Consider the following 19,636-nt stretch of genomic DNA (forward strand, 5'->3'; position numbering starts at 1 on the left):
GAATCAAAAACGCGAAGCGTTTCCCACAAACGTTAACCGTTAACCATTAACCGTTAACCAAACGAATATACAATTATTTACCGAATCACAGTAAATTTCGTTGAATCTTACCGCTGGTCGTCTTGGGCAGGCTGTCCTTGAAGACGACGATACGCGGATATTTATACGGAGCGGTATGGGTCTTGACGTAGTCCTGGATCTCCTTCTTCAGCTCCTCGGTGCCCTCGGTACCCTTGACCAGCACGATAGAAGCCTTGACGACCTGTCCGCGGACGGGATCGGGCGCGGGAGATACGCCGCACTCAAGCACATACGGCAGCTCCATGATGACCGATTCGATCTCGAACGGTCCGATACGGTAGCCGGAGGACTTGATGACGTCATCCGCTCTGCCGACATACCAGAAGAAGCCGTCCTCATCACGCCAAGCGAGGTCGCCGGTGTGATAGTAGCCGTTGCGCCAGTTCTTGCGGGTGGAGTCGACGTCGTTGTAGTAGTACATCGCCAGACCGCAGGGCATTTTGTCGGCGATATTGATGCAGATCTCGCCGGGCTCACCGTCGGGAACATCGTTGCCGTCCTTGTCGATCAGGTGGATGTCATAGATCGGAGAGGGCTTGCCCATCGAGCCGATCTTATGCGGCGCGCCGATCATGTTGCAGATGATAACGGCGGTCTCGGTCTGACCGAAGCCCTCCATGATCTGTAAACCTGTCAGCTTCTCGAACTGGTTGTATACCTCGGGGTTGAGCGCCTCGCCCGCAGTGGTCATGCGCTTGACGGAGGAGAAATCGTATTTGCTGATATCCTCCTTGATCATCATGCGCAGCATGGTAGGAGGCGCGCAGAAGGTGGTGATGTGGTATTTGGCGAACATCGGCAGGATATCGTCGGCATGGAAGCGGTCGAAGTCATAGACGAACATCGGCGCTTCACACAGCCACTGTCCGTAGAGCTTGCCCCACGCCGCCTTTGCCCAACCGGTGTCGGAGATGGTGAAGTGCAGACCGTCGGGGTCGACGTTGTGCCAGAAATGCGCGGTCATAAAGTGACCGAGCGCCAGCTTATAGCTATGCGCGGCGATCTTCGGATAACCGGAGGTACCCGAGGTGAAGTACATCAGCATGATGTCGTCGCCGCAGGGAGTGCTCTCCTTACGCTCGAAGTGAGAGGAGAACAGCTTATATTCTTCATCGAAATTGCGCCAGCCCTCGCGCACACCGTTGACCATGATGCGCTTTAACTGCGGATAATTCTCCATCGCCTTCTCGACCTCAGCGGCGGAGTAGCCGTCGCCGGTGCAGACGATCGCGGAAACGCCCGCCGCCTTGAAGCGGTATTCAAGGTCGTGAGCCTGGAGCTGGTTGGTCGCGGGGATCGCGATCGCGCCGAGCTTATGCAGACCGATGATCGCGAACCAGAACTGGTAATGACGTTTTAAGATCAGCATAACGCGGTCGCCCTTGCGGATGCCGAGCGATTTGAAATAGTTCGCGCACTGGCATGACGCGTGACGGATATCGGTAAAGGTGAAGCGATGCTCCGTTTTATCATTGGCGACATGGATCATCGCGAGCTTATCGGGATCCTTATAGGAAATGGCGTCGATGACGTCGAAGCCGAAGTTGAATTTGTCCTCATTCTTGAAGGTGACCTTGGTGGGCGTACCGTTCTCGTTGACCTCATAGTCGACGAACTTCTTCCAGACACGTTCCTTGGTATCGACGTTCTCTACCTTCGCGGCGGCGATCGCCTTGGTGGTGGTCAGCTCGGGAATCGGCTCACCCTTCGGGTTGAGGACGATGGCGTAGAAGATACAATCCTGCTCGCCGACTGCCATTTCACCATGAGGGGTGTTGGAATCGAAGTAGATGGTATCACCGGGGCCGAGGATCTCCTTATGCTCGCCGACCTGTACCATCAGCTGTCCCTCGATGACGATGTCGATCTCCTGACCGTCGTGGGTGGTCAGCTCCATCGGCTTTGACTGCGCCTCGGGATTGTACTTACTCTTGACATACAAGGGCTCGGCGATACGGTTCTGGAACGCATAGGCGAGGTTATAATAGGTCATGCCGTGCGCCTGAGATACCTTCTGTCCTTGTCCGCAACGCGTCACGGTATAGGATTTCAGGTTCGGGGAGATACCCTCGATGATCTCGGTGACGTTGACGTTCAGCGCCTGAGAGACGCGGTAGATGAACGCGAAGTTCAGATCCTGCTCGCCTGACTCACACGCGATATATTCATCCTCGGTGACGTCGGCGAACGCCGCCATTTCGGCGATCGTCTTGCCCTCAAGTTCGCGCAGCTCGCGAATTCGGGTCGCCATTTCTTTGATTTTCGTGTCCAAAGCTGTCGTGTTATAATCCATAACGCACCTCATTCTTGAATTCGGGAACGGAGCGGATCGGAGAACGGTGAACGGAGAACGGTGAACGGTGAAGGTATCTCGCTTCGCTCAAACAATTCTATTAGGAATCAAAAATGCGAAGCATTTCCCACAACCGTTAACCGTTAACCGATAACCGTTAACCAAAAATAGCGCCCATCCCAAAGTAATCACTTTGAGACGAGCGCATAACACCCGCGGTACCACTCAAATTGCAGGCTGATATCTCAGCACTGCCACTCTCAGGGTCTATACATCGGTTGAGATCACCACGGCACGATGTGCCTCGTGATGACAATCATCTATTAACCCCTATGCATTTACGCAGCAATCACGGAGGAGGTCTAATCATATCACAGGATACTTTCTTCTCCCCGGCTCAGAAGCTACAAACACGGAATCCATCATGGGAGCTTGCACCAACCGCTCTTTCTCTGGATGATGAGAGAACCGCGCCCTCTTCGTCATAGCCTTTAGCTCGTCTAATAATATCACATGATTCAATCTTTGTCAACAATTAAATTGTAAAACGACATTTGTCGGAAACCTCTCGGTACGCCGCAAGCGCCGTACCCTACAGAAAACGAATCATCTGCTTCGCAATGAGGTGTCGCTTTTATCCTTCATTCTTCACCAATCAGAGCTTATTGCGCTGGATCTTGCCGCTGATCGTCTTGGGCAGGCTGTCCTTGAAAACAACGATACGCGGATATTTATACGGCGCGGTATGCTTCTTGACGTAATCCTGGATCTCCTTCTTCAACGCGTCCGTGCCCTCGGTACCCTTGACCAGCACGATGGACGCCTTGACGACCTGACCGCGCACCTCGTCGGGAGCAGCGGATACACCGCACTCGAGGACATAGGGCAGCTCCATGATGACGGATTCGATCTCGAACGGTCCGATACGGTAGCCGGAGGACTTGATAACGTCGTCGGTTCTGCCGACATACCAGAAGTAGCCGTCCTCATCGCGCCACGCGGTATCACCGGTGTGATACATGCCGTCATGCCATGCCTCTTTGGTGGCTTCTTCATTATTATAATAGCCCTTGAACAATCCGCAGGGAACGCGCTTGTCGGTGCGGATGATGATCTCGCCGGGCTCACCGTCGGGAACGGGATTGCCGTCGGGATCAACGATATCGATATCATAGCCGGGGATGGGCTTGCCCATCGAGCCGAGCTTGGGTGTTGTGCCGAAGAGGTTGCCGATGGTGAGGGTGGTCTCGGTCTGGCCGAAGCCCTCCATGATCCTCAATCCGGTCGCCTTGCGGAACTGACGCCACACCTCGGGATTGAGCGCCTCGCCCGCGGTGGTCATATGGGTGATACTGGACAGATCGTACTTGCTCAGATCCTCCTTGATCATCATGCGCAGCATGGTAGGCGGCGCGCAGAAGGTGGTGATATTGTACTTCTTGAACATCGGCAGGATGTCATCCGCGTGGAAGCGGTCGAAGTCATAGGTGAATACCGCGCCCTCGGAAAGCCACTGACCGTAGAACTTACCCCACAGCGCCTTGCCCCAGCCGGTGTCGGAGATGGTGAAGTGCAGGCCGTCGGGATCGACGCCGTGCCAGTATTTGGCGGTGACATAGTGACCCAGCGCATACTTATAGCTGTGGTTGGCGATCTTCGGATAACCTGTCGTGCCCGAGGTAAAGAACATGACCATCGTATCGTCGCCGCAGGGCGTTTCCGTCGTGCGGTAATAGTGGGTGGAGTACATCTCAAACTCCGCGTCAAAGTCATGCCAACCCTCTCTATTGCCGCCGACCATGATCTTGGTCTGCAGGGTCGGACAGGTCGTCTGCGCCTCATCGACGGAATCGGCGACCTGACCGTCGGCAGTCGCGACGATTGCGGAAACACCTGCGCTCTGGAAGCGATACTCGAAATCGTGCGCAAGGAGCTGGTTGGTCGCGGGGATCGCGATCGCGCCCAGCTTATGCAGCGCGAGCATACTGAACCAGAACTGATAATGGCGTTTGAGGACGAGCATGACGCGGTCGCCCTTCTTGATGCCGAGGGACTTAAAATAGTTCGCCGCCTGATTGGAACGGCGCTTCATATCGTTGAAGGTAAAACGGCGCTCGACCTTGTTCTTGTCGACATGGAGCATGGCGAGCTTATCGGGCGTATTGTTCGCGATCGCGTCAACGCAGTCAAACGCGAAGTTGAACTTATCCTCATTGCGGAAGCTGATCGCCTTGAGGCAGCCGTTCTCGTCCTCCAATGTGCGGACAAACTGACCGGTGATAGCGGATTTCTTCTTGACATGCGCCTTCATCACCTCGTCGTCGCGCTCTTCGGTCTCTTTCTCACCCGGCAGGATGATGGCGATGAACTTGACGTTCTCGCCGCCGATCGCGATCATGCCGTGAGGCGTGGAGGAATTGTAGTAGATGCTGTCGCCCGCGGCGAGCTCCTCAAAGTTGTTGCCGATCTGGATCTTCATCTTGCCCGACAGGACAAAGTCGAATTCCTGTCCCGCGTGCTTGGTCAGGTGGATCGGTTTATTCTGCAAGCTCTCGTTATAATCGTACTGGCAGAAATACGGCTCGGCGATCTTGTTCTTGAACATCGGCGCGACGTTGATGATGGAGATGCCCTCCTCCTCGGCAGTCTGTCTGCCGCCGCCGCGGCGGGTCACGGTGTAGCTCTTGAGCCTTGCGGACTCACCCTCGAGGATATCGGTGATGCCCAGTCCGAACGCCAAAGCGCACTTGTGGATGAAGGTGAAGGGAAAATCCTCGGTGCCGTTCTCATACGCCTTGTACTCAGATACGGACACCTCGGTTTTCTCCGCCATTTCTTCCACGGAAAAGCCGCTGATCTCGCGCATTTCACGGATACGCTTCGCGACCTCGATGAGTTTTTCGTTATCAACTACTGACATAGGATGACCTCCCTATCAAACTTTATTATTCATCTTGTTTCGGTGAACGGTGAAGGTATCTCGCTTCGCTCAATCAATTCTATTAGGAATCAAAAACGCGAAGCGTTTCCCACAACCGTTAACCGTTAACCATTAACCGTTAACCAAAAATAAAACGCCCGTCTCAACATTGAGACGAGCGTGAAAAATCACATCCGCGGTACCACTCAATTTGCAGTATTGCTACTGCCACTCTCAGGATCGATATATCATTGATATCACCACGGCACGATGTGCCTCGTGATGACAATCTATATGAATCCCTATGCCTTTACGCAGCAATCACGGGGAGTATCTACTCAGCATACAGATGTATGACTTTTCGGGCTCCCGGCTCAGAAGCGATGGGTACTCAGGCTCATTCTGTCGGCTCACACCAGCCGCCGACTCTCTGAAAAAACAATGCCTTGACCGTCTTCGTCACAGCCTTTATCAATTGTCTGTTAAAAATGTATCACAATTGTTCGGAAAAGTCAATATCGGCAATTTGACGATAAAGAAAGAGTATCACTCTGAATTTTTAGTGATTTTTTCTCTGCTGAGAAAATAGTTGAGGATCGCCATCGAAATGATGATGACATAGCCGACGACGCTCCAGATATCCGGCACCTGCTGAAATACGATCAGGCTCATCAGCGACGCGAAGATGATCTGGCTGAAATCGTAGACGGAGATCTCCTTGGCGGGCGCGTAGGTATACGCCGCGGTGATGGAGAACTGCGCGAGCGCCGCGGATACACCGGCACTGAGCAGATACACCCACTGCAGCGCCGTCATCGGCACATAACCCGCGATCATGACGGGCGTGACAATCAGGGTGGACGCTGTCGAGAAGAAGAACACGATATACGGGTTGCTCTCCCCCATCAATCCGAGCTTACGCACACAGCCGTAAGCCGCTCCCGCGCATACGCCGCCCAAAAATCCTACCAATGCCGGAATGAAAGCGGCGTTGGCAAAGCTGGGCTTGATGACAAAGATCGTGCCGAACAGCGCGCCGCCGAGGACAAGCCATTGATAGAGCTTGGGGCGTTCATGGATGAAGATGAACGAGAAGATCACCGCGAAGAACGGCGACATCTTATTGAGGATGGACGCGTCGGACAGCACCAACGTTTCGAGCGCGTAATAATTGCAGACCACGCCCGTCAAGCCGAATAACGTCCGCAATACGAGATACTTCCAGCTGCCCTTGACCGTCGGACGCAGGGGTGCTTTATTCTTTAAAAGAACGATAAACGCGATCACGGACGCCATCGCGTTGCGAAAAAACACCTTTTGGAACACAGGCAGCTCATCGCCGCTGAGCTTGACGAACATATTCATACAGGCGAAGAAAAACGCCGATAGGATCAGAAGCAGGATTCCTTTGGTTCTGTTACTCACTTTATCCCTCACGAATCATACAATAATAACGGTTATCATAACCGCAATTCATTGTAACACAAATACACGGATTTTTCAATCATAAGGAACTCTTATGATATGTTGAGATTGCCACAGCCCTTGCAACCCTCCGCCCTGACGGGCACCTCCCTTAGAAAAGGGAGGCTTAAGGGCTTCGCAATGACTGTTTTGAATAATATCGCGCCAAACTGTCAAAGATAATTGCAGAAGATACAAATTCAGGAGTGTGAAGCAATTGAATATCAAACGCGGCGATATCTATTATGCCGATCTCAGTCCGGTGGTCGGATCGGAGCAGGGCGGTGTACGGCCTGTGCTGATCATCCAGAACGACGTCGGCAATCGCTACTCCCCCACCGTCATCGCGGCGGCGATCACCAGCAAGACGGATAAGACCAAGCTGCCCACGCATATCCCGATCGAAGCGCGCGACTGCGGCTTATACAAGGACAGCGTCGTTCTGCTCGAACAGGTCCGTACATTAGATAAACGCCGACTCAGAGAGAAGATGGGCAGCGTCAACGTACAGTCGATGAAGCAGATCAATCAGGCGTTGTCCGTATCCTTCGGGCTGATCGGATAGCCGCGCGCGGCTTTACCGATCACACCATTCAAGCCGAAAGGCACTTTATGAACAATGATATATCATCCTAAACAAGCTTTTCCCATATAACCCAAAAGCTCTGCCATCACAGCAGAGCCTTCGGGTTTTTGGATATAAATGTGGGAGAGATCAATTTTGAGCTGCTTTTGTCTGCGCGTTGATAACGGACGCTTCATCGGACTGCACCTTTTCGGGAATCGCGGGAGCTTTCTCGCAATCCGAGGCAGATGTTTTGCGTTCCTCACGCATCACAAGCAGGAACAATACGGGAGTGACCGGGAAGGTAAAGTAAAACAGACGGATCTCATCACCGCTCAGCACCAGCATGGTGCCGAAATTGTACATCAGCATTGACAATACCGGCAGGATCCGCTTCCATTCTGATTTCCTAGGCTTGAATCTGGCGAGTGCCGCCGTGATCAACAGCAGGTTCATTGCGCCGACGTACCAGAAAATCCACCTCATAAAGGTATTGAGTCGGTCAAAGATGAACGAAACGACGCCCTTGGCGGTTTGATCGCCGTGGTACTTGATATTATACTGATTGCCGACGACGCCGGGTCTGACGTCGCTCCAACAGGAATCGTCACCGGATACCGTATAGACCATGTCGGTCGCGCCGATCAAGCCGGCAAACGCCTCTTTCGGAGCTTTGGCAAAGCATTTGAACATATAGCCGATCACCTTCGGCGCACCTGCCTCAGTGATCTTGTGGTAGTTGGTACCGGGCACGAATTTCACGGTATTGAAATTACCGATCACATAGTTCTTCGCCCAGGTCTCAGGCGGTGCGACAGAATAGATGAACTGTTTGGTTTCCTGATCCAATGCGTTCGGATTTTTCTTGGCGACTGTTCCGATCACAGCAACCGGTACGCCGAGCATCTCTTCCGCCCTGTCGCCGGGCTGTGTCACGTTCAGCGCGGCATACAGCGGTCCTTCGATCAGGATGATCGCCGCCGCGAAGCACACAGCGGTGATGATCGCCGCCTTGCGCTTGAGATACAGCAGCATGGCGATCAGCATGGGCAAGGTGAACAGGATCGCGTTGTGACGGAATACCGTCGCCAACACCAGAACAACGATGACCGCGACGATATGACTACGCTTTTTCAGCCATTCGCCTTTGGTGAAATAGGTGTTCGCGGCATAGGATGCGGCAAGCAGCGTCATGATCGCGAACGGGATATCCTTCCACGGATAGACCGATATTGCCGCGGTGACGGGGCTGAACAGGATAAACGCCAGCGACAGCGCCGCGTAAGGGATGTTGCTGTGACGCAGGATCGTATATGCCGCGTAAGCCGCGGCGAAAGCGAACAGGATCAGCTGGAACAATACGACCGAGCCAGCCCATCCGCCGGTGAGCGTCAAAGGCAGCTTGAAGCCTAACAGCGTATGCAAAACAGGATGCCAGTTGTTGTATTCACCGGTCATCGCCTGTGCATACTGTGTGATAGAATCCGCTGAGAACGCGCCGGGATATTCCGCGGCATAGTAAAATCCGAACACCGCGGCACTGATCACAAAGAACACCGAAAACCAGATGATCTTATTGCGCTTGGTCGTCAGAGTCGCCTTATAGCGGATACTGAAACGGCGAAACAGGCGGATCAGCGCGGGACACAGGATCAGCGCGCCGATCAATACGATAACGTACAGCCATGCCTTCGTCGCGTCGGTCAACTCCGATAAATAGATATCGGCGCTGAGGATGAATTGTACATAGAGGATCAGGATGATCCCGGGGATCCCCTGTAAATATCGAAAGATTTTCTTCATTCTGCAATTGCTCTCAACAAATCGTCAGTCTTATCGGTATCCTCCCAGCGAACGCCGAGTTCCTCGCGACCCATATGACCGTATGCGGCTAAGGGCGCGTACTTCGTGTTCAGAAGATCCAGCGTGCGGATGATCGATGCGGGACGCGCGTCAAACACCTTGTTGACGGCAGCGGCGATCTGCTCGTTGGTATACTGCGAGGTACCAAAGGTCTCGACCATGACCGACACGGGCTTTGCGACGCCGATCGCGTAGGCGAGCTGTACCTCCGCCTTCTTCGCGATACCCGCGGCTACGATATTCTTTGCGATATAGCGCGCGAAATACGCCGCGCTCCTGTCGACCTTTGTCGGATCCTTGCCGGAGAAAGCGCCGCCTCCGTGGCGAGCATAACCGCCGTAGGTATCGACGATGATCTTTCTGCCGGTCAGACCGGAATCTCCCTCGGGACCGCCGACAACGAATCTACCGGTGGGATTGACAAATATCTTGGTATCGTCATCCATCAAGCATTCGGGGATGATGGGACGAATCACCTGCTCGATCAGATCCTCACGAATGGTCTCAAGCGGTGTATCGGCGTCATGCTGTGTCGATACGACGACGGTATCCACACGCTTTGCCTGATCGCCGTCATATTCGATGGTGACCTGCGTTTTACCGTCAGGACGAAGATAAGGCAGCGTGCCGTCCTTGCGTACCTGCGTCAGACGATACGCCATTCTCTGCGCCAGCGAGATCGCCAGCGGCATCAACTCGGGTGTTTCATCACAGGCATAACCGAACATCATGCCCTGATCGCCCGCGCCGAGCTGATTCTCGGCGGCTTCTTCACCGTCCTTGAGCTCGTAGGAAGCGTTGACGCCCATCGCGATATCGGGGCTTTGGGTGTCCAGAAAAACATTGACGTCACAGGTATGTCCGTCAAAGGTAGCCGCCTTGCTGTCGTAGCCGATATCACAGACAGCGTCACGGATGACCTGCTCATAATCGACCTTTGCGATCGTGGAGATCTCACCCATCACATTGACGCGCCCGGTGGTCGCGGTGGTCTCACACGCAACATGCGCATTTTTATCCTGCGCTAAGATCGCATCGAGGATGGAATCGGATACTCGGTCACATACTTTGTCGGGATGACCCTCGGTGACTGATTCGGATGTAAATAAATACGACATAATAAACACTCTTTTCCATAATAAATACTAAACAACACTGACCACTAATCACTGACTACTGACCGCTAAAACAAAAACTCCGCACGGCTTACCGTACGGAGTGCAAAACTCATCTCTCGGTAATACCGCAGGATTTAGCACCTTACATATGCAGGTTGCCGGACTTCACAGGGCCTGTCCCTCAGTCGCTCTTGATAAGTGATCAGTTATTCTGCTGTCAAAATTATAATACGTTCGACGCTATATGTCAATAACGTATCAATAATTACACGAAAAAGTTACGCAATCTCTTCCAGAGAGCAACCACAGTCGATGGAGTGCTTGACTCTGTCCTGCACCTCGGCGCGCTTCGCGTCGTTGAAACGATCAACGGTACCTACCAGATAACCGGTGATACGGCGGATACGCTCGAAGGGAACGTTATCGTAGGTGTAGCTCATGTCGACATACTCACCGTCTACGGTGAAGGTCACGGAGGTGATCACTTTATCGGGATTCTTCTCCTTGAGCTGCTGTACATACGCGTTGATTTCTGCTTTTGAAAGGCTGCCGCCTGTGACTGTTACTGTCATGTTAAACTCCTCATTTCCTAAAGATTCTTTGATTTCAATACAATAATATGGTTTCTCGCTGACGCTCAAGCAACGATACAATTCCTCAGTCGCTTAGCGACAGCCTCCTCGCCGGAAGCGGCTCCCCCCCTTGTCCTTCGGACATTCCCCCAACGGAGGTACCTTTCCCAAAGGGAGCCTAGGTTAAAACACACTTTATCTTGATTGCAATTAGAATGATAGCACAATATGTTGTGGTTTGCAAGTAACAAAAGGGTTTTTTCCAGTTACAAAGTTTTAACATATTTTGTACTTTGCTCCGTTAGGGGCGCTATATATAGTATTGTACAGCATAAGCGCATAATTATAATGCGTTATGAGAATAATAGAATATAAATATATATTCACAATTATCGAAAAATATGAATCCGGGGAGGGATGATAATGATCAGCTTCATCATCGGGTTGATGCTCGGCGGCTTCTTTGGCGTCGCGATCATGGCGCTGATGCAGATCGCGTCGGACGCGGACGACAAAACGGGAATGCGTCACGAGCGGTAACAGATTCATTCGCCGCGTAGATGGTTACTGTCAATCAGCAGAATAAATACAGCAAAGGAGCAGCCCGATCGGACTGCTCCTGACAATCACATACGGATCCCAAAGGGAGCCCTTTGAGCCATAAGATTTTTACTTATCTGTCACCATTTCCTTGACGGAGGCGGCGAGAGATGCGATGTTCTGCATATCGGCGGGGATGATCAGCTTGGTTGCCTGACCGTCGGCTACCTTTGCGAGAGCTTCCAGAGATTTCAGGTCGATGACCTTCTCGCTGGGATCCGCCTCAGAGAGCATACGCAGCGCGTCGGCGTTCGCTTTCTGTACCGCTAAGATCGCCTGAGCTTCACCTTCCGCTTCACGGATCTTGGATTCCTTGATCGCGTCTGCCTTCAGAATCGCGGATTCCTTCAAGCCCTCGGCTACGAGGATCTGGGAGCGCTTCTCACCCTCTGCGTCGAGGATGCGGGCACGGCGCTCACGCTCTGCCTTCATCTGCTTTTCCATCGCGTCCTGGATCTCACGCGGAGGCAGGATGTTCTTGAGCTCTACGCGGATCACGCGGATGCCCCACGCGTCGGTAGCTTCATCAAGGATGATACGGATCTTGTCGTTGATGGTGTCGCGAGAGGTCAGGGTGGAGTCGAGCTCCAGGTCACCGATGATATTACGCAGGGTGGTGGCGGTCAGATTCTCGATCGCGCTGAGCGGACGTTCCACGCCGTAAGTGTAGAGCTTGGGATCGGTGATCTCAAAATATACGACGGTGTCGATCTGCATGGTAACGTTATCACGGGTGATGACCGGCTGGGGCGGGAAATCGACGACCTGCTCCTTAAGCGATACACGCTTGGAGATCCTGTCGATGAACGGTACTTTCAAGTGCAGACCGGTGCCCCATGTCTGATGATAAGCGCCGAGACGTTCGATGACAAAGGCGTGTGCCTGAGGCACGATCTTGATGTTGCGTGCTACGATGATGATCACGATCAGCGCGATCACAGCAAGAACGATTAATGATACGATTGACATGATAATTTCCTTTCTCCTTTTTAACTGCGGGCTTAGCCCAAATACTTGATTATCGGGAGGAGCAAGCCCCTCCCCTACTTTTCTCAGGAGGAGCGCTGTTGCATGGGAATTGTAAGCCAAATCACAGATTTGGACAATTCCTCAAGCCCCTCCCCTACATATTTATTATACTTTGGACACGATCAGCTTGACGCCCTCGATCGCGGTAACAACCACACGATCTCCCGGTTCGATCAACTGACCGTCGGCGCTGCGAGCCGTCCACTTTTCGTTATCGACCTTGACAAGACCCTTGGCGTGATCGTTATCGATCGCCTCCACCACAACGGCGGATTTGCCGATATAGCGGTCGGCGTTGGTCGCCTCGGGACGTTTTCGCTTGAGCTTTTTGACCAGCGGTCGGGTCACCGCCAGCGCGATCGCCGTGACGACGACGAACACGATCACCTGAATATAGATCTGATCCGTGAACAGCGAGGTGATACACGCCGCCGCGCTTCCGATCGCGAACCACACGGATACCAGCTGGACGGTACAAGCCTCCGTCACGCCCATGACAACGGCGATGACAAGCCATATGATCGTCATTGTACTCATAAGCTACCTCCAAAAGAAGAATCCGAACGGCCCCATCGGGGGTCTGCGGTGCATGAACAGGTGTCGCCTCGGCATAAAGAACCGCGGCAGCGGCGCAAAGGGTCTGTGACACATCGGTCTGAATAGATTAAAGATCATGATCTTTGAATAACGCCTCCTTATTATCCTGTGTTTTTTCAACGGGAGAATTCTGTTTTTCGGCATGTTTTCCGACAAAGAACGAAATGATCAGCATGACGAACAGCGGGATAAAGATCACCATCATCAGCCGGTTTCCGGTGAAGATCGAGATCATCATCAATATGAAGGTGATCACACTCAGCACCGCGCTGATGGTCGTGAATGTGGATTTCTTCTGTGATCCGTACACATCCTTGTACTGGTTCGCGGAAGCCGCCACGGGTCTGTTCTTCATAAAATCGGTTTGATTGTTTTCCATCACTCTCACCTTTATTTCTGTGACTCGTCGATCACATTGATATACAATGCGTCGGCGTTCTGTTTATATCGATTTGCCATATGGGTGTTTGCCATCACCGTCAACGCCGCGGCAAGCTTTTCGGAATCGGACGTCTTGACGCTGTCATCGAGAAACGCCGCTACTCTCTGTCCGATCTGATCGGGCGGGGCGGGATCTTCCGACAGCTCCCGCGCGATATCACAGAACAGGTCATACAACGCCTCTTCGGTGATGATATCGTCGCTTTCGTCATCGGCGTCGCCGTTGACATATCGGAGCAAGCTGCCAACGCGGTCGATCTGCATACTCTCTCTGAGCTCCGAGATCAGCAGGATCCGCGCCAGATGGCGCTCCTTGTACTTCTTCCCTACCGGATGCGGAACATAGCCGCGCTTGATCCAGTTCTGGATCGTCGACGGCTCCAGTCCGCTCAAGGTGCAGACCTGACTGAGCGTTAAGCCGTCGGTCGCCCGGATCAAAGGAAGATATTCCGCTATCCTGCACGGGCTTTGAACACTTGGATTATCTATCATCACGCGACCTCCTCTTCAAGTTTACATGATTATATCACAGGTTCACGTGACTGTCAATAGTTTTCGTAAGATTATTTTTGAAAAATTTTTTATTGTCAGATTGCTCCGCTCCCATAGGATCAAGCAACGAAAAAGCCCGCCAATCATGACGGGCATCGTGCTTTTATTCAAAGGTTTTTTCGGTGATGATGGCATTATCGCCGTTGCGATAGACGACCTTCACCTTGGGATTCTCAACATCAACATAGGTTTTGAGCGTACCGGCAACAGAAGTAAAGGTAGAGCCCTTTTCCTCCAACGCCTTATCCAGTCCGGATTTGAGTTCGGCAACGCCGTTCTCATCATAGGTCTGGGTGAAGAGGTAGTCATACACCAGTGTATCATCGCCCTCCGCATAGATCGACATCTCCATGTCATCGGACTTGTTGGATTCGATCGTGGAGTTGATCTGCGACTGCACCTCGGGTGTATCCAGATACTCTTTGACGGTCGCGTAACGCTTGCCGGAAGATGAAACGCTTGAAGCTTGGGCAGCGTCAGTCTGCGAGGCGGTGGAAGAAGCCGGATCGGAAGCGGGTTCGGTATTATCCTGCTTGGGTGAGCAAGCGGCTAAGCCGACACATAACAGCGCAACAAGTAAAACACAGATGATTCTTTTCATGTGATCCTCCATTGATTGAAATTATTGATTACAGCGATAGTATATCACAGATATGAGTAAGATACAAGTTATTATATGACAACTAATGATAATCGAATCCGCTGTTCTCCCCTATCGGCTGATCCAACAGCTCGGGATGGGCGCAGATATAATGAATGAGCTTTAAGCTGCGCGCGAAGTAGAAGCCGTCGCCGATGCGCTCATCGAGCGTCGCGCCGATATCGCATACCTTGCGGATCTGCTTTGAGCCGTCGGGCATGAGGCGCTCTTCCTCATGGATCGTACCGATGGTGACCATGATGCTGTTGGTGCCGTAGTTGTTCAGATGATGATAGACGGCGGGGCATTTGATCGAGCCGAGATTGGAGAGCAGGACGGTCGCGTAGTGCGGATCACCTTCGGTCAGCGCCGCGGGATTCTTGCCCCAGAAATCGAGCCATCGCACGATCTTACAGATCAGCATGACGATCGGCCGCGGGAATGCCGCTACCTTGTCGAGCAGGTCATCGACGCCCGCCTTTTGATTACCGCGTGAGCGAACCTTTTTGACCTTGTTGACGACCATCTGACTGACGTTGTCGACGGTGTCGGTATCCTTAGGGACGAAGAACAGAAGCGCTTCTTCCGCGTGATCCTCAAACGCCAGCTTCGCTACAAACGCGACGCTGATATCAAAACGCTCATAGACGCGGCGTCCTTGCACAAAGCGGTTCATCAAAGGGCGTTCCCTGACCATCTTCGCGACTGCCGCGATCACGCAATGGAAAAATGTCGTTTTCAGATCGGGGTGCTCCGCGTTCTTTTGCTCGACATACTTCATCATTTCGGTAACGTCGATCGTATCATTCAGATACACCTCGCAGTCGGTGCGCTTCGGCCACAGACTCGCCATGATTGTCTGCAAGCCGGACACCTTGACGCGGCGGCCGTCTCGGCGATCGCCCCATCTTCTTTTATACTTGTTTTGATTCCCAGCCATAGTCTTCCTCTGTCTTGTATTTTTATATCTTATATCTCATACACCTTACCGCGCTTCAGTGCCGCGGCAGGAATACCGCTGCGTATCAGCTTCGCGGTGAATTCCACCGTATCGATATGCCTCGTCATCGGCGGGAAGGTGTTGTCATAGTGATCCAGATAGATCCGTTTCGGTTGGAGCTTATTGATGATCGGCACCACCGTGCGCGCGGGATCGGACGTCCCTTGGAACGGCAGGATCAGCACATCGGCGCCGGTCGGGTACGCGGTATTGATATCCAGCCCCATACTGCCGAGCAGCTGGATACGCTTGCCCTCCGCTTCGATCTCATAAAAGAGCGTCTCACCGTTCTCCGCGTACAGGCGGTTGAGCTTGATCAGCTCATATAGGCGCTTGGGATACAGAAAGGTATCCCACTTGAATATGGTCTTGAGCATGATGCCCAGATCAAAGCGGCAATGTCTGCCCTGATAGACGCGAATGGTAAAGTTGCCGAGCTGAAAGGTCGCACCGGGGATGATCACCCGGAGCTGTTCGCGCTCCATGCCGCGTTTCATCAAGGTTTTACAAGGAGCGCTCGTCGCGTAGATCAAGGTATCGGACTTTTGATACAATCTCGGGATGTCGAGGATATGATCAAAATGTCCGTGCGTCACCAGAACGGAATCCGCGGTGCGGTATTTGACCGCGTGCAGTTTTCTGCGGCAGGTCGTCTCATGCAGAGGGATGGTCAAAAAGGGATCGAACGCGATCCTATAGCCCTCGGATTCGAGTAGGATCGACGCGGTGCCGTGCCAGCTCAGTTTCATGCTTTTGCCTCCTCTTCTGCGTTTGCTTCTTCTTCCAGCTTACGATAAGCGACCTTGCCGACCAGCGTCTTGGGCAACTCGTCACGGAAGATGATCTCCTTGGGTAACGCGTACTTGGCGATATGCAGCTCGAGCTCATCCATGATCTTCTGTTTCAGCGCGTCCGTCGGCTCGACACCGTCGTGCAGGACGATATAGGCGCGTACCCGCTGCATACGGCGGGGATCCTTGACGCCGATGACACAGCTGTACGCCACCTCATCCACGCCGTCGATCACATTCTCGATCGCCCCGGGATAGACGTTATAGCCGTTGGTGATGATCATGCGCTTGATACGCTGTTTGAAATAGACATAACCGTCCTCGTCCATGTAGCCGAGGTCGCCGGTATAGAGCCAGATGTTGCCGTCGGCGAGTCGGCGCAGGGTCTTTGCGGTCTCTTCGGGATTTTTCAGATAGCCCTTCATCAAGGTCGGACCGCGCAGGATGATCTCGCCCTCTTCACCAAAGGGCAAAACATCGTCGGTACCGGGTCGGACAATCTGATAGACCATATCGGGGAACGGCAGTCCGATGCTGTTCTCACGATATTCATTGGTCGGGGTCAGACAGCTCGCGGTGACACATTCGGTCAGCCCGTAGCCCTCGCGCACCTGGATATGGGCGTTGTGCTCATGCAAAAACGCATCGATTTTACGCTTGAGCTCGACGGAAAGTGAATCGCCGCCGCAGAACATCCCGAACAGATAGGACAGATCCTTCCCTTCCAGCTCGGGCAAATGCAAAAGCGCCTCGAATATCGTGGGGACCCCGGCGATGAAATTCGGCTTTTTTTGCAGCAGCGCCTTGGCGTAGGTATGTTTATTGAAGGTCGGCATCAGCATACACAGCGCGCCGAGCACCAGACCGACATGAATGTTGATACCCAGTCCGAAGCCGTGGAACATCGGCATACAGCTGAGCAGCTTCATACCGCGCTTGGTGTCAAAGTTCAGCGCCTCAAAGCCCTGCATCGCCAATGCGTTGAAGTTGAAATCGGTCAGACAAATGCCCTTAGGCTGTCCCGAAGTACCGCCGCTGTAGAGGATGACCGAGGTGCGATCCTGTTCAAAGGGTTCATTTTCTACGGACTCGATCCGATCCGCGCCCTTGAGAAAGTCCTTATAGAGCATCCCGTAATCGGTGTTCGGGTATTTCATATAATCCTTGCCCTTTTTGACAAAATAGGCAACGGACAGGAAAAAGGGCAGTTCATCCTGCATGCGGCAGATGATCGCCTTCACGGGATGATCGGCGTTGTCGATCGCGTTCTGGACGGTCTCGCAAAACAGGTCGATCGTGACGATCGCTTTGCTCTCGCTGAGGTTCAGATAATAGGTGATCTCATTCTGCGCGGACTGGGGATGGATCATGTTAGCGATCGCGCCGATCCGGTTCAGCGCGTAAAAGCATTCCACGGTCTGCGGCGTGTTCGGCATACACAGCGTCACCGCGTCACCCTTTCGGATGCCCAGCGCCTTGAACGCCTTGGCACAGCGCTCGATGCGTCGGATCAGCTCTCCGTAGGTGATCAGCCTGCCGTAGAACTCCAAAGCGTTATCCTTCGGATTGATATTGGCACAATTCTCCACCATCTGATACATCGTCAGGCGGGGATAATCGATTTGATACGTTTCACTCATGTATTTGCCTCTTTGCAATTGACGTTAACAGCTATATGATAAACAATATTTGAAATAATGTCAATCGATTCGACACAATCCGCTGTTGAAAACACCCTTTGCTTGACTTATCCGAGGGAAAGTATTATTATGTAAAAGTCGAACACTATCAATCTGATTCGGCATGAAAGGACTATTATTATGAAACTCGACCCGATTGTAATATCGCTGCTGGACACCGATCTGTATAAATTCAATATGGATCAGGTCATCTTCCATAAGCATACCGACCTGTGCGGCAAATACTATTTTAAATGCCGCAACAAGGACGTCAAGTTCACGCAGGAAATGCTCGACGAGATCAACTCCCAGATCGACCATCTGTGTACCCTGCGATTCAGAAAGGATGAGCTGGATTATCTGCGCTCTATCCGCTTTATCAAAAACGACTATGTGGAATTCCTGCGCTTATGGCACCCGATCCGCGAGTATGTCAACGCCTCGCTGAGCAAGGACGGCGAGCTGGAGATCATCATAGACGGTCCCCTCTTCTCGGCGATGCAGTTCGAGATCCACCTGCTCGAGATCGTCAACGAGGTCTACTTCCGCATGTCATACGATTATGACACGCTGCTAAAATCCGCCGAGGAAAAGCTCAGTGCGAAGATCGAGGCGCTGAACGACGGCACCTATACCTTCAAGTTTGCCGAATTCGGCTGTCGCAGACGCCTCTCGCGCGAGTGGCAGGACGTCGTGGTGCGCCGACTGTCCACCGAGACAGATAAATGTATCGGCACCTCCAACGTCTATCTCGCGATGAAATACAACCTGACCCCCATCGGCACCTACGCGCATGAGTTCGTACAGATGTATCAGGGCATCGACCGCTATCCCCTCGCCTACACCAACCACTACGCGATGCGCGACTGGTACGACGAGTATGACGGCGACAACGGTACCGCCCTGACCGACACCATCACCACCGATCTGTTCCTGATGGACTTCAATCGCTCCAATGTCAACAACTACAACGGTGTGCGCCATGATTCCGGCGATCCGTATGAATGGGGCGAGAAGATCATCAAGCACTACGAGAGCTACGGCGTCGACCCCAGGACAAAGCTGCTGCTGTTCTCCGACAGTCTGAACTTTGACCGCGCGCAAAAGCTCTTTGACTACTTCAAGGACAGAGCGAAGGTCAGCTTCGGCATCGGCACCTACTGCTCCAACGATACCTGCGTCGATCCGCTCAACATCGTCATCAAGCTGCAGTATGTCAACGGAAAGCCCGTCGCGAAGCTCAGCGACAATCCCGAGAAGAGCATGTGCCACGACGCGGATTATCTCAAATACCTCAAACGCTCCGTCGCCTTCCGTCTGAAAAGAGAAACATTGTGATCGGTTGAATCTACCACAGCATGAATACCTCGCAATGACGATGATAATAGGTTGAGATCGCCGCGGCTTGGATGCCCCGCAATGACGATGATA

17 protein-coding genes and 1 riboswitch are annotated in these 19,636 nt (G+C 52.8%); of the genes, 3 read left to right on the plus strand and 14 right to left on the minus strand.

Going from position 1 to position 19,636, the window contains the following annotated elements; all coding sequences use genetic code 11:
* Positions 1-85: 85 nt before the first annotated feature.
* The 3 genes from JKK62_RS13980 to JKK62_RS13990 form a co-directional block, all read right to left on the minus strand.
* Complete coding sequence (locus JKK62_RS13980) at positions 86-2,374, minus strand: AMP-binding protein (protein ID WP_201428432.1); 2,289 nt, start codon at positions 2,372-2,374, stop codon at positions 86-88.
* A gap of 655 nt (positions 2,375-3,029) precedes the next feature.
* Positions 3,030-5,294, minus strand: a complete 2,265-nt coding sequence (locus JKK62_RS13985; RefSeq protein WP_201428433.1) for an AMP-binding protein — start codon at positions 5,292-5,294, stop codon at positions 3,030-3,032.
* 546 nt (positions 5,295-5,840) lie between these two features.
* Complete coding sequence (locus JKK62_RS13990; protein ID WP_201428434.1) at positions 5,841-6,719, minus strand: DMT family transporter; 879 nt, start codon at positions 6,717-6,719, stop codon at positions 5,841-5,843.
* 256 nt (positions 6,720-6,975) lie between these two features.
* Here JKK62_RS13990 and JKK62_RS13995 point away from each other — a divergent pair, with 256 nt between their 5' ends.
* Positions 6,976-7,323, plus strand: coding sequence for a type II toxin-antitoxin system PemK/MazF family toxin (locus JKK62_RS13995; protein WP_201428435.1), 348 nt, complete (start codon positions 6,976-6,978; stop codon positions 7,321-7,323).
* A gap of 150 nt (positions 7,324-7,473) precedes the next feature.
* On the opposite strand, the gene JKK62_RS14000 is transcribed toward JKK62_RS13995, so the two are convergent.
* The 3 genes from JKK62_RS14000 to nrdD form a co-directional block, all read right to left on the minus strand.
* Positions 7,474-9,126, minus strand: coding sequence for a DUF6020 family protein (locus JKK62_RS14000; protein WP_201428436.1), 1,653 nt, complete (start codon positions 9,124-9,126; stop codon positions 7,474-7,476).
* Positions 9,123-10,307 (minus strand): methionine adenosyltransferase, encoded by a 1,185-nt coding sequence (gene metK, locus JKK62_RS14005; RefSeq protein ID WP_366503353.1) that lies wholly within the window; start codon positions 10,305-10,307, stop codon positions 9,123-9,125. Before metK ends, JKK62_RS14000 begins: the two co-directional genes overlap by 4 nt.
* A gap of 103 nt (positions 10,308-10,410) precedes the next feature.
* Positions 10,411-10,505: riboswitch (SAM riboswitch) on the minus strand.
* A gap of 77 nt (positions 10,506-10,582) precedes the next feature.
* Entirely contained in the window at positions 10,583-10,876 is a 294-nt protein-coding gene (gene nrdD / locus JKK62_RS14010; RefSeq protein ID WP_201428438.1) for an anaerobic ribonucleoside-triphosphate reductase, read from the minus strand.
* Between the two features lie 423 nt (positions 10,877-11,299).
* On the opposite strand from nrdD, the gene JKK62_RS14015 reads away from it, so the two are divergent.
* A complete protein-coding gene (locus JKK62_RS14015; RefSeq protein WP_201428439.1) occupies positions 11,300-11,416 on the plus strand; it encodes a DUF3789 domain-containing protein in 117 nt (38 codons plus the stop codon).
* Between the two features lie 129 nt (positions 11,417-11,545).
* Here JKK62_RS14015 and JKK62_RS14020 read toward each other — a convergent pair whose 3' ends face one another.
* From JKK62_RS14020 to JKK62_RS14055, 8 genes are all read right to left on the minus strand, one after another.
* Positions 11,546-12,445, minus strand: a complete 900-nt coding sequence (locus JKK62_RS14020; RefSeq protein ID WP_201428440.1) for an SPFH domain-containing protein — start codon at positions 12,443-12,445, stop codon at positions 11,546-11,548.
* A 165-nt stretch (positions 12,446-12,610) separates the two neighbouring features.
* On the minus strand, positions 12,611-13,042 hold the full coding sequence (locus JKK62_RS14025) for an NfeD family protein (RefSeq protein WP_243411866.1): 432 nt from the start codon (positions 13,040-13,042) through the stop codon (positions 12,611-12,613).
* A gap of 127 nt (positions 13,043-13,169) precedes the next feature.
* Entirely contained in the window at positions 13,170-13,481 is a 312-nt protein-coding gene (locus JKK62_RS14030) for a hypothetical protein (RefSeq protein WP_201428441.1), read from the minus strand.
* A gap of 11 nt (positions 13,482-13,492) precedes the next feature.
* Entirely contained in the window at positions 13,493-14,035 is a 543-nt protein-coding gene (locus tag JKK62_RS14035; protein WP_201428442.1) for a DUF1836 domain-containing protein, read from the minus strand.
* Positions 14,036-14,198: 163 nt separating this feature from the next.
* Entirely contained in the window at positions 14,199-14,696 is a 498-nt protein-coding gene (locus JKK62_RS14040) for a DUF4854 domain-containing protein (protein WP_201428443.1), read from the minus strand.
* An 82-nt stretch (positions 14,697-14,778) separates the two neighbouring features.
* Positions 14,779-15,675 carry a 2-oxo acid dehydrogenase subunit E2 gene (locus JKK62_RS14045; RefSeq protein ID WP_201428444.1) on the minus strand — a complete coding sequence of 299 codons (897 nt, stop codon included), beginning with the start codon at positions 15,673-15,675 and terminating at the stop codon, positions 14,779-14,781.
* 29 nt (positions 15,676-15,704) lie between these two features.
* The gene (locus JKK62_RS14050; RefSeq protein WP_201428445.1) at positions 15,705-16,484 is read right to left on the minus strand and encodes an MBL fold metallo-hydrolase; all 780 of its coding nucleotides are present in this window, start codon (positions 16,482-16,484) and stop codon (positions 15,705-15,707) included.
* A complete protein-coding gene (locus tag JKK62_RS14055) occupies positions 16,481-18,166 on the minus strand; it encodes a class I adenylate-forming enzyme family protein (protein ID WP_201428446.1) in 1,686 nt (561 codons plus the stop codon). The genes JKK62_RS14050 and JKK62_RS14055 overlap by 4 nt, the downstream gene beginning before the upstream one ends.
* 180 nt (positions 18,167-18,346) lie before the next feature.
* Between JKK62_RS14055 and pncB the strand changes: the two genes are divergently transcribed.
* A complete protein-coding gene (pncB, locus tag JKK62_RS14060; RefSeq protein WP_201428447.1) occupies positions 18,347-19,543 on the plus strand; it encodes a nicotinate phosphoribosyltransferase in 1,197 nt (398 codons plus the stop codon).
* Positions 19,544-19,636 lie beyond the last annotated feature (93 nt).

It is taken from the genome of Ruminococcus difficilis, assembly GCF_016680995.1.